This window comes from Catenuloplanes sp. NPDC051500, from assembly GCF_044454585.1.
In the GTDB taxonomy this organism is placed as follows: domain Bacteria; phylum Actinomycetota; class Actinomycetes; order Mycobacteriales; family Micromonosporaceae; genus Catenuloplanes.
In genome coordinates this window covers 86,288-101,512 of sequence record NZ_JBITDX010000005.1, presented here as the reverse complement: position 1 = coordinate 101,512, position 15,225 = coordinate 86,288, and the positions used below count along the sequence as shown (strand labels likewise).

Sequence of the window (15,225 nt, the reverse complement as noted above, 5' to 3'; positions counted from 1 at the left end):
GGGACGGTGAACGATCTGATTGCGGGCTGGCGCGGCGCGCTGGCCGGTGCGGGCGGGACGGATCCGGGCGGGACCGCGGGCGCGGCGCTGCTTGCACGCTGGCGCGAGCCCCACCGGGCGTACCACGGCGAAGCGCATGTGATCTCGATGCTCTCCACCGTGGACGCGCACGCGGCGCTTGCGGAGGACGCGGACCTGGTCCGGCTCGCCGTCTGGTTCCACGACGCGATCTACGACCCGGCCTCGTCCGGAAACGAGGAGGCCAGCGCGCTGCTCGCCGAGTCGGAGCTGGCCGCGCTCGGCGTCGCCGCCGGGAAGCGGGCGGAGGTGGCGCGGCTGGTGCGGCTCACGGCCGGGCACGCGGTCGCGGACGGCGACCTCAACGGCGCGCTGCTCTGCGACGCCGACTTGGAGGTGCTGTCCCGGCCTGCGGCCGAATACCAGACCTACACCGAGGGGGTACGCCGTGAGTACGCGCACGTACCCGACGAGTTCTTCCGCCTCGGCCGGGCCGCGGTGCTGCGGAACCTGCTCGACCTGCCCGCACTGTTCCGCAACCCGGAGCTGGCCGCGCGCTGGGAGTCCCCGGCCCGCGCCAACCTCACCCGTGAGCTGGCGGCGCTTACCGCCTGACGATGCGCCTCACCCGCGGGACGGCCGCTCGACCGTGTGCCGGCTGGCACGTCACTCCCGGGACGGCCGTTGCCCCGCCCGCGTGACAGTGTGTTTCGGCTTGCGGAGGCCGGAGGCGCGCAGCAGCGTCACGATCTCCCGGCTGGAGACGAGCCGCGCGCCGAGCCGGATCGCGGCCTGGAGGCGTTCCTCCGGCACGTCGTAGTGATCGCGGTCGAACGCGCGCCGCGGCGAGCCGAGCCGCTCGGCGAACGCATGCAGCTCGGCCAGGGACTGGTCGCTGACCAGGTGGGACCAGAGTCGGCCGTGGGCAGGCCAGGCGGGCGGGTCCACAAAGATCACCATTGCACGGTACTCCGGCGGCGCGGCGTCCGTATCCGCGTGCGGCCGGGCGTTCCACATCGACGCACGCTTTAAGCTTCGAGGATGGCGGACCTGCTCGCGCGGCTGGCGGACGTACTTCCTCCCGACGCGGTGATCACCGATCCCGACCTGCTGACCGGGCACCGGCACGACGAGGCGGATCTCTGCGACTCCGGCATGCCGGCCGTGGTGGTGCGGCCGCGTACCACCGGACAGGTCTCGGGTGTGCTTCGGGTCGCGTCCGCGCTGGGCGTGCCGGTGGTGCCGCAGGGCGCGCGGACCGGTCTGGCCGGTGCCGCGAACGCGGTGGACGGCGCGATCGTGCTGTCGATGACCGCGATGGACGAGATCCTGGAGATCGACCCGGTCAACCGCACTGCCGTGGTACGGCCCGGCGTGATCAACGCGACGCTCGCTGCGGCTGTGGCGGAGGCCGGGCTGCGCTACCCGCCGGATCCCGGCTCATGGCAGAGCAGCACGATCGGCGGCAACGTGGCCACGAACGCGGGCGGCATGTGCTGCGTGAAGTACGGCGTGACCACCGAGTACGTGCTCGGCCTGGAGGTGGTGCTGGCCTCCGGCGAGGTGCTGCGGACCGGGCGCCGCACCGCGAAGGGCGTCGCCGGGTACGACCTGACCAGCCTCTTCGTCGGCTCGGAGGGCACGCTCGGGGTGATCACCGAGGTGACGCTCGCGCTGCGCCCGCCCGCGGAGGAAGCGCTGACGCTTGTGGCGGTGTTCGGCTCGACCGCGGCGGCCGGCCGGGCCGTGGCCTCGATCGCCGAGCGGGGACTGTCGCCGAGCCTGCTGGAACTGCTTGACCAGACCCACCTGCGGGCGATCGAGGCGTACCGGCCGATGGGCCTGCGCACGGACGCGCGGGCGCTGCTGCTGGCCGCCGCGGACACCGGCCCGCGGGCAGCGGCGGACCTGGCCCGGATCGAGGAGGCCTGTCTGGCGGCCGGTGCGGAGGAGGTGTTCGCCGCCACCGATGCGGACGAGGCGGCGGCCCTGCTGGAGGCGCGGCGGCTGGCGCACGCGGCGATGGAGAAGTTCGCGGCCGACACGTACCCCCGGGGGATCGGGGCTCTGGTCATCGACGACGTGGCGGTGCCGCGTGCCCGGCTGGCGGAGCTGCTCGACGGCGTCGAACGGATCGCGGCGCGGCACGGCATCCCGGTCGGCACGGTAGGGCACGCCGGCGACGGCAACATGCATCCGAACATCGTGGTGGACCGCACCGACCCGGCCGGCGTGGAGCGCGGCCGGGCCGTCTTCAACGAGATCATGGAGCTGGGCCTGTCGCTGGGCGGCACCTGCACCGGCGAACACGGCGTCGGCCTACTGAAACGCGAGTGGCTGGCTCGCGAGGCCGGCCCGGTCGGCATGCGGGTCCAACAGTCGATCAAGACCGCGCTCGACCCGGCCGGCATCCTCAACCCCGGCAAGGTCCTCGCTCAGCCCCCCAAAACCCCCTGATCCGTCCTCACGAACAGACGCAAAAATCTCATTCACACCGCGCTACCCCACACCAAACGCGGGCACCTTTGCTCTGCTTACCTAGGCCGCGCGGGCAGGAGATATCGGGAAATTTCCGTTTGTATCGTGAACCACGCGCAGTGACCCACCACGCCGTCAGCAACATCCAGGATCACGCGAGAGGCCGACGGCAAACTCCGACCGCCGTCGAAGACCGCACAGCCTCAAAACCCGCACAGAACCTTAAGGATCATTCAGTGGTACGAAAAGTAGGTCAACTTCGCCGATGACCATGCTTTTCGTACCACTGAATGATCCTTAAGGTCGGCCGGGCCGCGGGCGACGTCCGAAACCTGCGAGCCACGGTCGCTCAACTCCGGAATGTCGGAAATGCGCCCCCGCGCGGAGGCGGGGCCGACGCGGAAGGCAAGGCCGACGCGAAAGGCAAGGCCGACGCGAAAGGCAAGGCCGACGCGAAAGGCAAGGCCGACGCGAAAGGCAAGGCCGACGCGGAAGGCGACGCCAGCGCGGAAGGCAAGGCCGACGCGGAAGGCAAGGCCGACGCGGAAGGCGACGCCAGCGCGGAAGGCAACAGCCGCGCGGTACGCAACGGCCGCGCGGAAGGCAACAGCCGCGCGGAAGGCAACAGCCGCGCAAGACGCATCGGCGCGCCGGGCGAGGCGCACGCGCGCCCGCTCGCCCCGCTGCGGTCTCGACCCGCAGCGGGAGCAGGCGGCCGCCTCACCCGCAGAGCGGGAAAGCGGGATCGTCGACGCGAGAGGGGTCAGATCTTCGGCAGGTCTTCCGCGACCTCGTTGCGGTCGGCGGCGAACCCGCGCACGTCTGCCGCGCCGAGGCGGGCCGCGTCCGCGGTGAGGTCGTCCGGCATCATCTGGGACTGGCGTTCGGCGGCGACGCGGGCCAGGTAGTGCTCGACCTCGCGGGCGCGCACCTCCTCGTCCCAGCCGAGGACGTTGCCCATGATCTCGGCGGCCTGTTCCGCGCTCTCGGTGCCGCGGTCCGCGGTCTCGAACGAGATCCGGGTACGCCGGGTGAGCACGTCGTCCAGGTGGAGCGCGCCCTCCGCGTGTGCGGCGTAGGCGACCTCGACCGCGAGGTACTCCGGCGCGCCGGCCAGCGGCGCGGCCAGCAGCGGGTCCGCGTCGATCATGGCGATCAGGTGCATGGCGAGCGTGCCGTAGCGCTCCAGCAGGTGCTCGACCACGCCGACCTGCATCCCGTGCCGGCGGGCCAGGTCGGCCCGGTCGCGCCAGGCAGCGGTGTAGCCGTCCGCGCCGAGCAGCGGCAGTTGCGAGGTCCGGGACGGGCGCACGGTGGCGCCGAGCCGGCGCGCGGCCTTGTCGACCACGTCCTCGGCCATCACCCGGTAGGTCGTGTACTTGCCGCCGGCCACAAGCAGCAGGCCGAGCATCGGCTCGACCACGGCGTGCTCGCGGGAGAGGCGGGACGTCGAGTCCGCCTCACCGGCCAGCAGCGGGCGCAGCCCGGCGTAGACGCCCTGGATGTCGTCGGTGCTCAGCGGACGGTCAAGCACCTTGTTGACCTGGTCGAGCAGGTACTGGATGTCGCTTGCGGACGCTGCCGGGTGCGACCGGTCCAGCTCCCAGTCCGTGTCGGTGGTCCCGATGATCCAGTGACCGCCCCACGGGATCACGAAGAGCACTGACTTGGCGGTACGCAGGATGAGCGCGGCCTCGCCGGTGATCGCGGAGCGCGGCACCACCAGGTGCACGCCCTTGGAGGCGCGCACCCGAAGCCCGGGCCGGACGCCGACCTCGCGCAGCATGCGGGTGATGTCGTCGCTCCACACGCCGGTGGCCGCGATGACCGTGCGCGCCTTGACCTCGAACTCCGCATCAGGTGAGCCGGCCGGTGCCTCCATGTCCCGGATGCGGACGCCGGTGACCTCGCGGGCCTGGCGGATCAGGCCGGTGACCCGCGCGCTTGTCACCACTGCCGTGCCGAGGCTGGCCGCGGTCCGGGCCACGTTGACCACCAGGCGCGCGTCGTCGACCTGGCCGTCGTAGTAGCGGATGGCGCCGGTAAGCACGTCCGGACGGAGGCTCGGGAAGATCTCGCGGGCGCCGGTGCGGGTCAGGTGCCGGTGCAGCGGCATGCCACGGCCGCCGCCGAAGACGCCGGCGAACACGTCGTAGGCCGCGACGCCGAGCCCGTAGTAGGCGCGGCGGAACGCCCGCCCCGGCCACTCGCGCGGGCCTTCCCTGCCCTCAAGCGGCACCAGGATCGGCAGCGGGCGGACCAGGTGCGGCGCGATGCGGGTGGCGAGCAGGCCACGCTCGGTGAGCGCCTCGTGCACCAGGTGAAGTTCGAGCTGCTCCAGGTAGCGCAGGCCACCGTGGATCAGTTTGGAGGACCGGCTGGAGGTGCCGGCGGCCAGGTCGCGCGCCTCGATCAGGGCTACCTTGAGCCCTCGGGAGGCGGCGTCCAGCGCGGCACCGGCGCCGGTGGCACCGGCGCCGATCACGAGCACGTCGAAGCGCTCGCTGCGCAGGCGGCGGAGGTCGGCCGCGCGGCGCAGCGGGGAGAGCTGGCCGGCGGTGTATCGAGACACGGCAGGGTCACGCACGTGTCCCACCGTAACCCCACTCCTGTGACGCTGTAGCCGTACTGTGCGGATCATGACTGTGCCCGGACCCCCTCCGCCGCACCCCGTGCCGTCCTGGGGACCGCAGCTGCCGTACGGGGGACCACCGGCGCCGCCCTGGGGTCCGCAGCCGCCTCCACCGTGGGATCCGGGCCCGCCGAGAAGCAGTCCCTGGCCGGTCGTCGGCGCGGTCTTCGCGGGGCTGTGGATGGTCGCGGTCACCGTGGTCGCACAGTGGATCGGCTGGTTCGTCGAGCAGCTCGGGCTGGCCACGACCGGTGATGCGACGCCCGGCGTGGCCGCGATCTGCGGCGTGGTGGCGGCCGTGCTGGCCGGCATCCCGAGCCTGCTGCTGGCGATCCTGCCGAAGTCGGCGGGCGTGCGGGCGGCCGGGCGCGCGTGGCTGCTTGGCGCGGCCGGGCTCGGCGTGTTCAGTCTGCTGCGGCTGGTGCCCGTGCTTGAGCACGAGATCTACCTGCTGGCGCTCGCGATGGTGGCGTCGCTCGGCACGCTGCTGCTCCGGCTCTTCGGCCGTACCCATATAAACGAAATTTCCGAAGAGTCGTCTTTGGCGATTGATGCGGGTACGGACAGCCGCCGGCCTGCTTTGCTGCTCGCGTTCGGCGCGGGTCTGGCGACCCTCACGCCGTGGTTGTGGGCGGGCGCGCTCGGCGGTTTGACCGAGACGGTGCTCGCCGCCGCCGCTGCCGCCGCGCTCGGCTGGTTCGCCGCGTCCGTCCTCGACGAGCCGTTCTGGCGGGCCTACGGCGGGCATGGCGGTCCCCGGATGGTGCTTGTCGGTGGCCTGGTCGCCGGCGTCGCGCTGGCCGGGATCGCCGGCGGCGCCGGGCAGACCGGAACCGATCTGGCGATGCTGATGATCCCGGTCGCCGCGTTCGCCGCTGCCGCGCTGCAGCCGTTCGCGCGCGCCGGCCTCCCGCCCGCCCGGCCCGGCCGGCGTCGCCTCTCCGGTCCGGTGGCGCTGATCGTGACCGCGGCCGCGTTCGGCCCACTGGCCTTCGTGGACCCGGAAGAGATCACGCTGCTGCTCACCGGCCGGGACGTGCCGTACTGGACCGGCGTGGCCGCGCTCTGCATGTGGGTGGCGGCGCTTGTCGCGGGCGTCGCGTACGGGCTGATCCTGGCCGGTGGCGTGCGCCGGGCCCGGACGCCTGTCGCGGCCGTGGTCGCGCTGCTGCTGCTGGCCGCCGCCGGCGTGGTCTACGCGCTGCCCGGCACGCCCGGCCTGTACGGCGACCGGCTCTTCGTGATCATGGCGGACCAGCCCGATCTGTCCGGCATCGACACCACCCGGGCCGGGCAGGCCGGCCGGGACGCGCGCGCCACAGAGGTCTACCGGGCCCTGGTCGCGCACGCGGAGAGCAGTCAGCGGGACCTGCGCGAGTCGCTTGACCGGCTGCACCTGACCTACACGCCGTACTACCTGGTCAACGCGGTCGAGGTGGACGGCGGCTCCGGGGTGCGGGCCTGGCTGGAGTCCCGGGACGACGTGGCCGAGGTGCGGCCCAGCCCGGTGCTGCGCCCACTCCCGGAGCCGGTCGAGACAAGCACCGGCTCGGCCGCGGCGCCTACCGGGCCGACCTGGGCGATCCGGGCGATGAAGGCGGACCTGGTCTGGGAGCAGGAGAACGTACGGGGCGCGGGCATCGTGGTCGGCACGTCCGACTCCGGCGTGGACGGCCAGCACCCGGCGCTGCGGTCCACGTTCCGCGGCGGGGACGACTCCTGGCTCGACCCGTGGAACCACACTGCGGTGCCGACCGACCACGGCGGGCACGGCACGCACACGATCGGCTCCGCGGTCGGCGCGAACGGCATCGGCGTCGCGCCGGAGGCCACCTGGGTCGGCTGTGTGAACCTCGACCGCAACCTCGGCAGCCCGACCCGGTACCTCGACTGCCTGCAGTTCATGCTTGCGCCGTTCCCGGCCGGCGGAGACCCGTTCACGGACGGGCGGCCGCAGCGCGCGCCGCACGTGCTGACCAACTCGTGGGGTTGCCCGGACATCGAGGGCTGCGACACGGGCACGCTCAAGCAGGCCACCGCCGCGTTCTCCACGGCCGGGATCATGTTCGTCGCCGCGGCCGGCAACAGCGGGCCGGCCTGCGACTCGGTCGACGACCCGCCGGCGCCGTACGCGGACGTGCTGACCGTCGGCGCGGTCAACGACGCCGGCGAGATCAGCAGCTTCTCCAGCCGCGGCCCGGCCGAGGGCGGCGCGGCCAAGCCGGACGTGATGGCGCCCGGCGAGGAGGTGCTCTCCGCGATGCCTGGTGGCACCTACGCGGCGAACAGCGGTACCTCGATGGCGACGCCGCACGTGGCCGGCGAGGTGGCGCTGCTCTGGTCCGCGCAGCCCGCGCTGATCGGCGACCTGGCCGCGACGCGCGCGCTGATCACCGGGAACACGTCACCGGTGCCGTCGACAGGCGCCTGCGGGCCGCCGGGCAACGAGGTCGGGAGCGGCCTGGTCGACGCGCTGGCGGCCGTGCGGGCAGCGCGCGGGTGACCGGATAGTGTCCTTGATCGTGGATGCCGAGTTCGCCATCAGGGAACTGACCGAGGACGACGTGCCGGCGGTGGTGACGCTCTGCGCCGGCGCGCTCGACCTGCCGGAGGACGCGGCGGAGGCGGCCGAGATCGTGCTCCGCCTGCGCGAGCGCCCGGCCCCGGAATCGCCGGCCCAGCACCGTACCCTCGGCTATGTCGCCGTTGATCTTGGTGGTGTCGTGCTCGGCACGGTGCTCTGCTCGATCGCGCAACGGGATGCGAGCGTGGGCCACATCGACCTGATCGCGGTACGGCCGGACGCGCGGCGGCGCGGCATCGGGCGGGCGCTGATCGTGCGCGCGGAGGCCGGGCTGGCCGGGCTCGGCGCCACCGAGGTGCTGATCGCGGGCAACTCGCCGTACTACGCGTGGCCCGGCATCGATGTGCGGTACACGCCGGCGGTCTGCACCGCGATGGCGCTCGGCTACGAGCAGGACCGGACCGCCTGGAACATGACCGCGCACCTCACGCCCGGCTCCAAGGCGGTGCGCGAGACCGCCACTGCGGAGCGGCGACTGCAGGAGAACGGCATCACGGTACGGCCGGCGATGCGCGACGACATCCCGCGGCTGATCGACTTCGCGGAGCGGAACTTCGGCGGTGACTGGCCGGGCGAGATCACCGACTCGATCGGCCGGGACCGGGCCGGCTGCCACCTCGCGGTGCGCGGCGACGAGATCCTCGGCTTCGCCGCCTACGGCTCGTCGCGGCCCAGCTGGTTCGGGCCGATGGGCACGGCGGCGACCGCGGAGGGGCTCGGGATCGGCGGCGTGCTGCTCCGGCGCTGCCTCGCGGACCAGCGCGCGCACGGCCACGACCGGGTGGAGATCGGCTGGGTCGGGCCGCTGCCGTTCTACTCCGGCGCGGCCGGCGCGCGGATCGAGCGGGTGTTCTTCCTGTACCGCAAACAGCTCTGACCGTTTCGGGCTAATCTGGCCGTACCCCCGGCTTGTTCTGACACGACTGGGGGTTGCGCGTCGATGCGAGTGATCATCGCGGCGTCCGACGGGAACGACCCGAAGTGGGCCAACCACCTCGGCGTGCCCAAACAGCTCGCGCCGCTGGATGGCGCGCCGATGCTCGTGCACACGATCGAGCTGGCGCGCACGATCAGCGACGACGTCCACGTCACACTTCCGGACGATCCACGGTACGACGTGCTCTCCGCGTTGCCCGGCATCACCCGGCACGTGCGCAGCGGCGACTATCCAAGCGAGTACGCCTCGACGCGCGACCTGTGGTCCACGAGCGGTCGCACCGTGCTGCTGCTCGGCGACGTCTACTTCACGCCGTCGGCGATGTCGGAGGTGGAATCCGAGACCGCGCGCGCGATCCGGATCTTCGGCCGGGAGGGGTCGTCGCTGCACACCGGCAACGACTGGGGCGCGGTCTTCGCCACCTCGTTCTGGCCCGAGCACCACGCCGAGCTGGACCGGCATCTGACCGAGGTGCACTACGAACACGCGGTCGGCCACTGCCTGCGCCACCCGGGCTGGATGCTGCTCTGCGCGGTCCAGGACACGCCGTGGGAGGTCCACGAGGTGCGGGCGCCGTGGTTCGTGCAGATCGACGACCTGACGGACACCATCGGCCAGCCCATGGAGTACGCCCGGCACCCCGCGTTCTCCGGCCGGGTGACTACCAGCTGACCGCCTCCGCCTCCACTGTCAGGTTCAGGTCCCGGACCGCCAGCGCGGTGATGTCCGCAAGCTGGTCCCGCCCGATCCTGGCCCCGTAGAGGCTTGGCACGCCGTTTATCCCGGTCAGGTCGTTGCCGCGCAGGTCCGCACCCTCCAGGTCGCAGTCGGCAAGCTCCAGATCCTTCATCCGGCAGTCACTGAACGCGGCCTTGGTCAGCCGGCAGCGGGTCAGCGACGCCTTGTCGAGCGTGCAGCCGACCCAGGAGACCGGGCCCGTCGCCTGGACCTCCTCCCAGACCGCGAAGTCAAGCCGGCAGTCCTCGAAGGTGACGTCCGTAAGCGTGCCGTCGAAGAGTTGCGCGCCGGTCAGCCGGCAGCCGATCAGCTCGCAACGGTCCATGGTCAGTCCGCGCAGGTACGCGCTGGACAGGTCGACGCGCTCGAGCACGCACTCGGTGAGGCGGACGTTGCGCCAGTCGGCCTCGAGCAGCTCGACGTCGGTGAGGTAGCACCGGGTCAGGCGGATGCCGGCCAGCTCCAGGCCAGCCCAGTCGACGTTCGACACGAACGCGTCGGAGAGATCCTCCAGCGGCGGCTCGGTCACCGGATCAAGATCGCGCGGGTCGATGCCGTACGGCACGACCCGCGGTTCGTCCTCGCCGCCGCTCTTCACCCGACCGAGATTAGCGCTGCCGGGCCGCACGGTGCGCCCTGCGGCGCTCACCCCTACCCCTTTGCACCGATATATGGGCACAAAGTTGCTGACTTCAGACCATGGACAGTCGCTGTCGGTTATCTTCTGATCACCCAAAGTACACGGCAGCGCTGCACTACAGCGCTATTTCGGACGGCCCGACACAGGACAAGCGCGGGCCAGGACCACTGCCGAACTTATGCGGTTCGTAATGTCCGTAGGAGGACCCACGCATGCGCAAGTCCCAGCCAACACTCGGCCGCCGGCTCCTCCGAGCCTGCGTCGCAACAGGAGCGGTAGCCGCCGTCCTGTTCGCCGCCGCACCACCCGCGTTCGCCGCGAACGTGAACGTCACCATCGCGCCCACCACCGGCCCGATCGTCGGCGGCCCCGCCATCACAGTCACCGGCACCGGCCTCGCCACCGACTTCGCCCTGGCGTCCCAGATCGAGGTGCGGTTCACCACCGTGGCCGCCTGCCCGGCCACCCTCGGCGCCACGTCGGCCACGAACATCAAGGCACCGACAGTCGTCCGGGTCTCGGCAAACGAGCTGACCGTCACCCCGCCGGACCCGCTGGGCACCGTGCCCGCCACGTACCGGGTCTGCATCTACGGCGCCTCCAGCGGCACCCCGACCACCACGTCTCCCATCATCGGTAACGCGTCCACCGCGTCCGGGTCCTACCGCACCTACGTCGCGGCGACCCTCAGCCCGCTCACCGGCCCGGCCGGCGGCGGCAACTCGATCACGCTCAACGCGACCGGCCTGGTCGGCACCGGCACCACGGTCGGAGCGATCCTCGCCACCGCCGCGTGCCCGCAGACCTACACGACGAGCGGCAACATCGTTCCCACAAGCACGACCAAGAACTCGGCCGATCAGGTCACAGTCGTCGTGCCGGCCACCGCTGTGGCGCCCTCCGTCTACAACGTGTGCCTCTACAACGGCACCACGGTCGGGACCAGCCTCCTGATCGGCACCGGCGGCGCGTCCCAGTACTCGCCCAAGTACCCGCAGGTCACGCTGAGCGCCACCTCCGGCAAGAACGCGGGCGGTAACACGATCACCGGTACGTCGACAGGCCTCTACGCCACCGGCACGCCGTCGTTCGTCTTCTCGGCCTCGCTGACCTGCCCCTCGACCTACGGCACCCCGGACGGTGACCTGGTCGCGACCACGACCACCACCGACGACGTGGCCACGCTCTCGGTTCCGACCGGGGTGCTGGCGCCGAACGTCTACAACCTCTGCGTCTACGACGGCACCAACGTCGGAAGCCTCCTGGTCGGCACCAGCAGCGACACCTACACGCCGACGGTGCCGGCCGTTTCGCTGAGCCCCGACTCCGGGTCCACGGCGACGTCCACCACGATCACGGCCAGCTCCACGAGCAACTTCCTGCTGGGCGTGACCACGCCGGGCGCCACGCTGTCGAAGACCGCGTGCCCCGCGAAGTACACCACCACCGGCAGCAACTTCGCCGCGGTCAGCCCGGACCCGGTCCGGATCTCGAACACCAAGCTGGCCCTCACGGTGCCGACCACCGTGGTGCACGACACCAGCGCGAACACGACTCCGTACAACGTGTGTGTCTACACCGGCAAGACCGGTAGCAGCACGCTCGTCGGCACCTCGGTCTACCGGGTCGGCGCGGTGCTGACCGTCAGCACCATCTCGCCGGCCAGCGGCCCGGCGCAGGGTGGTAGCGAGATCACGGTCACCGGCGCGGGCTTCACGGCCGGTCTTACCGCGACAATCGGCGGCAGCCCGATCACCAACATCTCGGTGACCGACAGCACCACCTTCACCGGCCTCACCTCGCCGCACGCGGCGGGCACCAGCCTCGCGCTGGTCGTCAAGACCGGCGCCGGGTCGAAGACGAAGTCGGCGGCGTTCAGCTACACGTTCGGCATCACAGTCACGCCGAACACCGCGCCCTCGAACACGTCCGTGACGCTCGACGTCCTGGGCGCCGGCTTCGAGGACCTCGCGCCGTTCACCTCGGTGAACTCCAACAGCGCGAACTCGCACGTCTACCTGGTCCGCGGCGGCTCCGGCACCGCGACGGCCTACGACCCGACCACCAACGGCGGTGTGAAGACGAACCCGCAGATCCAGGAGTGCACGAACGTTCTGGTGATCAGCAACCTGGAGCTGCTCTGCACGCTGAACCTGGCGGACAGTCTCACCAACGCGGCCACGCCGGCCGCCACCGGTACGCCGGTGCCGGAGGGCACCTACACGGTGACGGTGGTGAACACCGGTGCGATCACACCTGTCGCCGGCATCACCAAGTCGCTGATCACCAGCGGCTCCACCTTCACGGTGTCGCCGTACTGATCGGCCTGAGGGTCTGACGATCCACAAAGCCGCCCGGGGCTTCACGCCCCGGGCGGCTTCTTCTTGTCCCCGCTCAGCCCAGCTCGTTCCAGCGGGCCTCCACCGCGGCCACGCTCTCCTTCCGCACCGGCTTCCCGTCCATGTCCACCGCGACGGTGTAGACGCTCCGGGTGGCGCTGATCCGCCAGCAGAGAAGCAGCGTGGGCCGTTCGCGGGCCGGCAGGTCGGGGCTGAGCCGGATCCTGTTCGTGCACTCGACGTCGCCGACCCGCTCGCGGTCCTCGGTGATCCAGGACAGTTCCCGGTAACCGGTGAGGTCGGCGCGGGCGGCGGCCACCTTCAGGCGCTTGCGCTTGTCGTCGGAGAACGTCTCGTCCACGTCGACGTCCGAGTCCTTGACCGTGCTGTTCTGCGGCACCGCGCGAAGCGTCCTGGCCGGCCGGGGCGGTCCGGCGGCCTGGGCGGAGGCCTTGGCACCGCCGGTGGGCTCCGCTGACGTCGCCGCCGGAGCCGCACCGGACGGCGACACCACAGCGGACGACACGGCAGCGGACGACGCCGCCGCGGACGACGCCGGGGCCACGGAGGACGAGGGGGCGGCGGAGGCAGGGGAGCTCGGCGGCGGCAGCGCGACCACGTCCGGGGCCGTCTCCGCGGTGGGCTTGTGCGTCTGTGAGGCGACGATGGCCACCCCTACCCCCAGGACCGCGAGCACGCCGACCGCACCGATCGCGATCTGCTGCTTCGGGCGGCGGGCGCGGCGGGCCGCCGCGGAGGCGTAGGCCCGGCCGGTGTCCTGCTCCAGGGCGTCGTCTGTCGGTTCCGTGTCGTCGGTGCGCATGGCGGTCCTCTACGGGTCGGCTCGTGATTCGGGCCGGCCCGCAGAGGTCGCGGAATCCGGCCCCGAGCACCCAGACTGTCACGCGAAACGGACATTTTCCGCAAGATAGACGTTTGTGGACGACGGGACACAGCCAAGCGGGCGGGCCGCTGTCGCGACCCGCCCGCTTCGGTGAAACAGGGTTGAACTTAGAAGTCCATGCCTCCGCCGTCGGGGGCGCCGGCCGGGGCCGGGTTCTTCTCCGGCTTGTCCGCCACCACGGCCTCCGTGGTGAGGAACAGGGCCGCGATCGAGGCCGCGTTCTGCAGCGCCGAGCGGGTGACCTTCGCCGGGTCGATGATGCCGGCCTTGAGCAGGTCGACGTACTCACCGGTGGCGGCATTGAGACCGAAGCCGGCCTCCAGGTTGCGCACCTTCTCCACCACGACGCCGCCCTCGAGGCCGGCGTTCACGGCGATCTGGCGCAGCGGGGCGTCGAGCGCGACCTTCACGATGTTCGCACCGGTGGCCTCGTCGCCGACGAGGTCCAGCTTGTCGAACGCGGTCTTGCCTGCCTGCACCAGGGCGACGCCACCGCCGGGCACGATGCCCTCCTCGACGGCCGCCTTCGCGTTGCGAACGGCGTCCTCGATGCGGTGCTTGCGCTCCTTGAGCTCGACCTCGGTGGCCGCGCCGACCTTGATGACCGCAACGCCGCCGGCCAGCTTGGCCAGGCGCTCCTGCAGCTTCTCACGGTCGTAGTCGGAGTCCGACTTCTCGATCTCGGCGCGGATCTGGGCGACCCGGCCGTTGATCTGGTCGGCGTCGCCGGCACCGTCGACGATTGTGGTCTCGTCCTTGGTGACCTGGACCTTGCGGGCGCGGCCGAGCTGGTCGAGCGTGACGCCCTCCAGCTTGAGGCCGAGCTCCTCGCTGATGCCCTGACCGCCGGTCAGGATCGCGATGTCGGTCAGCATGGCCTTGCGGCGGTCACCGAAGCCCGGCGCCTTGACGGCGACAGACTTGAAGGTGCCGCGCACCTTGTTGACGATCAGGGTGGCCAGGGCCTCGCCCTCCACGTCCTCGGCGATGATCAGCAGCGGCTTGCCCGACTGCATGACCTTCTCCAGGATCGGGAGAACGTCCTTGACCGACGAGATCTTGCTGTTCGCGATGAGGATGTACGGGTCGTCGAGGACGGCCTCCATACGCTCCGCGTCGGTCCAGAAGTAGGGCGAGATGTAGCCCTTGTCGAAGCGCATGCCCTCGGTGAGCTCGAGCTCGAGGCCGAAGGTGTTGCTCTCCTCGACGGTGATGACGCCTTCCTTGCCGACCTTGTCCATCGCCTCGGCGATGATCTCGCCGACGGTGCTGTCACCAGCGGAGATGGAGGCGGTGGAGGCGATCTGCTCCTTGGTCTCGACGTCCTTCGCCAGCTGGCTCAGGGCCTCGGAGACACTCGCCACGGCAGCCTCGATGCCCCGCTTGAGACCAAGCGGGTTGGCGCCGGCGGCGACGTTGCGGAGGCCCTCACGGACCAGCGCCTGGGCCAGGACGGTCGCGGTCGTCGTGCCGTCACCGGCAACGTCGTCCGTCTTCTTCGCGACCTCCTTGACCAGCTCAGCGCCGATCTTCTCGTAGGGGTCCTCGAGCTCGATCTCCTTGGCGATGCTCACACCATCGTTGGTGATGGTGGGGGCACCCCACTTCTTCTCGAGCACGACGTTGCGGCCCTTCGGGCCCAGCGTCACCTTTACGGCGTCGGCGAGGGTGTTCATGCCCCGCTCGAGTCCGCGGCGCGCCTCCTCGTCGAAAGCGATAATCTTGGCCATACGGCGTTGTCCTCCTGGACGCTCACGGCACCCGGACGATTCCCACCGGCATGCCGCCTGCTGACGCACCTTCGGACGACGTCGATGACGTCGTCCGTCGGCCGGGCCGGATAAGCCCGCGACGACCGGCCCCGCCCTTGTTGGCCACCCTCCGGCGACCCCCTCGGACGTGACCCCACCGTCCCGACCTGTTGGCACTCGCCATCAGCGAGTGCCAGAACCTTT

The 15,225-nt window shown here is 71.3% G+C and carries 12 protein-coding genes; 6 read left to right on the top strand and 6 right to left on the bottom strand.

All coding sequences use genetic code 11. The annotated features are described in order from the left end of the window. Nucleotides 1-6 precede the first annotated feature (6 nt). Nucleotides 7-633 carry a metal-dependent phosphohydrolase gene (locus ACIA8K_RS12120; protein WP_396057822.1) on the top strand — a complete coding sequence of 209 codons (627 nt, stop codon included), beginning with the start codon at nucleotides 7-9 and terminating at the stop codon, nucleotides 631-633. Between the two features lie 51 nt (nucleotides 634-684). On the opposite strand, the gene ACIA8K_RS12115 is transcribed toward ACIA8K_RS12120, so the two are convergent. Then, entirely contained in the window at nucleotides 685-1,035 is a 351-nt protein-coding gene (locus ACIA8K_RS12115; protein ID WP_396057820.1) for a DUF4031 domain-containing protein, read from the bottom strand. 24 nt (nucleotides 1,036-1,059) lie between these two features. Between ACIA8K_RS12115 and ACIA8K_RS12110 the strand changes: the two genes are divergently transcribed. After that, nucleotides 1,060-2,475, top strand: coding sequence for an FAD-binding oxidoreductase (locus ACIA8K_RS12110; RefSeq protein WP_396057817.1), 1,416 nt, complete (start codon nucleotides 1,060-1,062; stop codon nucleotides 2,473-2,475). A 254-nt stretch (nucleotides 2,476-2,729) separates the two neighbouring features. Here ACIA8K_RS12110 and ACIA8K_RS12105 read toward each other — a convergent pair whose 3' ends face one another. Both ACIA8K_RS12105 and ACIA8K_RS12100 read right to left on the bottom strand, forming a co-directional pair. Further along, nucleotides 2,730-3,161 (bottom strand): hypothetical protein, encoded by a 432-nt coding sequence (locus ACIA8K_RS12105; protein WP_396057815.1) that lies wholly within the window; start codon nucleotides 3,159-3,161, stop codon nucleotides 2,730-2,732. A gap of 98 nt (nucleotides 3,162-3,259) precedes the next feature. Further along, entirely contained in the window at nucleotides 3,260-5,068 is a 1,809-nt protein-coding gene (locus ACIA8K_RS12100; RefSeq protein WP_396058509.1) for a glycerol-3-phosphate dehydrogenase/oxidase, read from the bottom strand. A gap of 67 nt (nucleotides 5,069-5,135) precedes the next feature. Between ACIA8K_RS12100 and ACIA8K_RS12095 the strand changes: the two genes are divergently transcribed. The 3 genes from ACIA8K_RS12095 to ACIA8K_RS12085 all read left to right on the top strand — a co-directional run bounded on the left by ACIA8K_RS12095 (nucleotide 5,136) and on the right by ACIA8K_RS12085 (nucleotide 9,321). Beyond that, a complete protein-coding gene (locus ACIA8K_RS12095) occupies nucleotides 5,136-7,631 on the top strand; it encodes a S8 family serine peptidase (RefSeq protein ID WP_396057813.1) in 2,496 nt (831 codons plus the stop codon). A gap of 19 nt (nucleotides 7,632-7,650) precedes the next feature. Then, nucleotides 7,651-8,589 carry a GNAT family N-acetyltransferase gene (locus ACIA8K_RS12090; protein ID WP_396057811.1) on the top strand — a complete coding sequence of 313 codons (939 nt, stop codon included), beginning with the start codon at nucleotides 7,651-7,653 and terminating at the stop codon, nucleotides 8,587-8,589. Nucleotides 8,590-8,652: 63 nt separating this feature from the next. Further along, nucleotides 8,653-9,321 carry a hypothetical protein gene (locus ACIA8K_RS12085; RefSeq protein WP_396057808.1) on the top strand — a complete coding sequence of 223 codons (669 nt, stop codon included), beginning with the start codon at nucleotides 8,653-8,655 and terminating at the stop codon, nucleotides 9,319-9,321. On the opposite strand, the gene ACIA8K_RS12080 is transcribed toward ACIA8K_RS12085, so the two are convergent. Next, entirely contained in the window at nucleotides 9,311-9,985 is a 675-nt protein-coding gene (locus ACIA8K_RS12080; RefSeq protein ID WP_396057806.1) for a pentapeptide repeat-containing protein, read from the bottom strand. The genes ACIA8K_RS12085 and ACIA8K_RS12080 overlap by 11 nt on opposite strands. Before the next feature lie 254 nt (nucleotides 9,986-10,239). Between ACIA8K_RS12080 and ACIA8K_RS12075 the strand changes: the two genes are divergently transcribed. Further along, nucleotides 10,240-12,348, top strand: a complete 2,109-nt coding sequence (locus ACIA8K_RS12075; RefSeq protein WP_396057804.1) for an IPT/TIG domain-containing protein — start codon at nucleotides 10,240-10,242, stop codon at nucleotides 12,346-12,348. Nucleotides 12,349-12,421: 73 nt separating this feature from the next. On the opposite strand, the gene ACIA8K_RS12070 is transcribed toward ACIA8K_RS12075, so the two are convergent. Both ACIA8K_RS12070 and groL read right to left on the bottom strand, forming a co-directional pair. Further along, the gene (locus tag ACIA8K_RS12070; RefSeq protein ID WP_396057802.1) at nucleotides 12,422-13,189 is read right to left on the bottom strand and encodes a hypothetical protein; all 768 of its coding nucleotides are present in this window, start codon (nucleotides 13,187-13,189) and stop codon (nucleotides 12,422-12,424) included. A gap of 188 nt (nucleotides 13,190-13,377) precedes the next feature. Then, complete coding sequence (groL, locus tag ACIA8K_RS12065) at nucleotides 13,378-15,000, bottom strand: chaperonin GroEL (RefSeq protein ID WP_396057800.1); 1,623 nt, start codon at nucleotides 14,998-15,000, stop codon at nucleotides 13,378-13,380. Between the last annotated feature and the right edge of the window lie 225 nt (nucleotides 15,001-15,225).

What these genes read in the sequence shown, in the direction of transcription:
- ACIA8K_RS12115 (WP_396057820.1), bottom strand. Translation starts at nt 1,035, where the DNA reads ATGTGGAACGCCCGGCCGCACGCGGATACGGACGCCGCGCCGCCGGAG.
- ACIA8K_RS12110 (WP_396057817.1), top strand. Translation starts at nt 1,060, where the DNA reads ATGGCGGACCTGCTCGCGCGGCTGGCGGACGTACTTCCTCCCGACGCG.
- ACIA8K_RS12095 (WP_396057813.1), top strand. Translation starts at nt 5,136, where the DNA reads ATGACTGTGCCCGGACCCCCTCCGCCGCACCCCGTGCCGTCCTGGGGA.
- ACIA8K_RS12085 (WP_396057808.1), top strand. Translation starts at nt 8,653, where the DNA reads ATGCGAGTGATCATCGCGGCGTCCGACGGGAACGACCCGAAGTGGGCC.
- ACIA8K_RS12075 (WP_396057804.1), top strand. Translation starts at nt 10,240, where the DNA reads ATGCGCAAGTCCCAGCCAACACTCGGCCGCCGGCTCCTCCGAGCCTGC.
- ACIA8K_RS12070 (WP_396057802.1), bottom strand. Translation starts at nt 13,189, where the DNA reads ATGCGCACCGACGACACGGAACCGACAGACGACGCCCTGGAGCAGGAC.
- groL (WP_396057800.1), bottom strand. Translation starts at nt 15,000, where the DNA reads ATGGCCAAGATTATCGCTTTCGACGAGGAGGCGCGCCGCGGACTCGAG.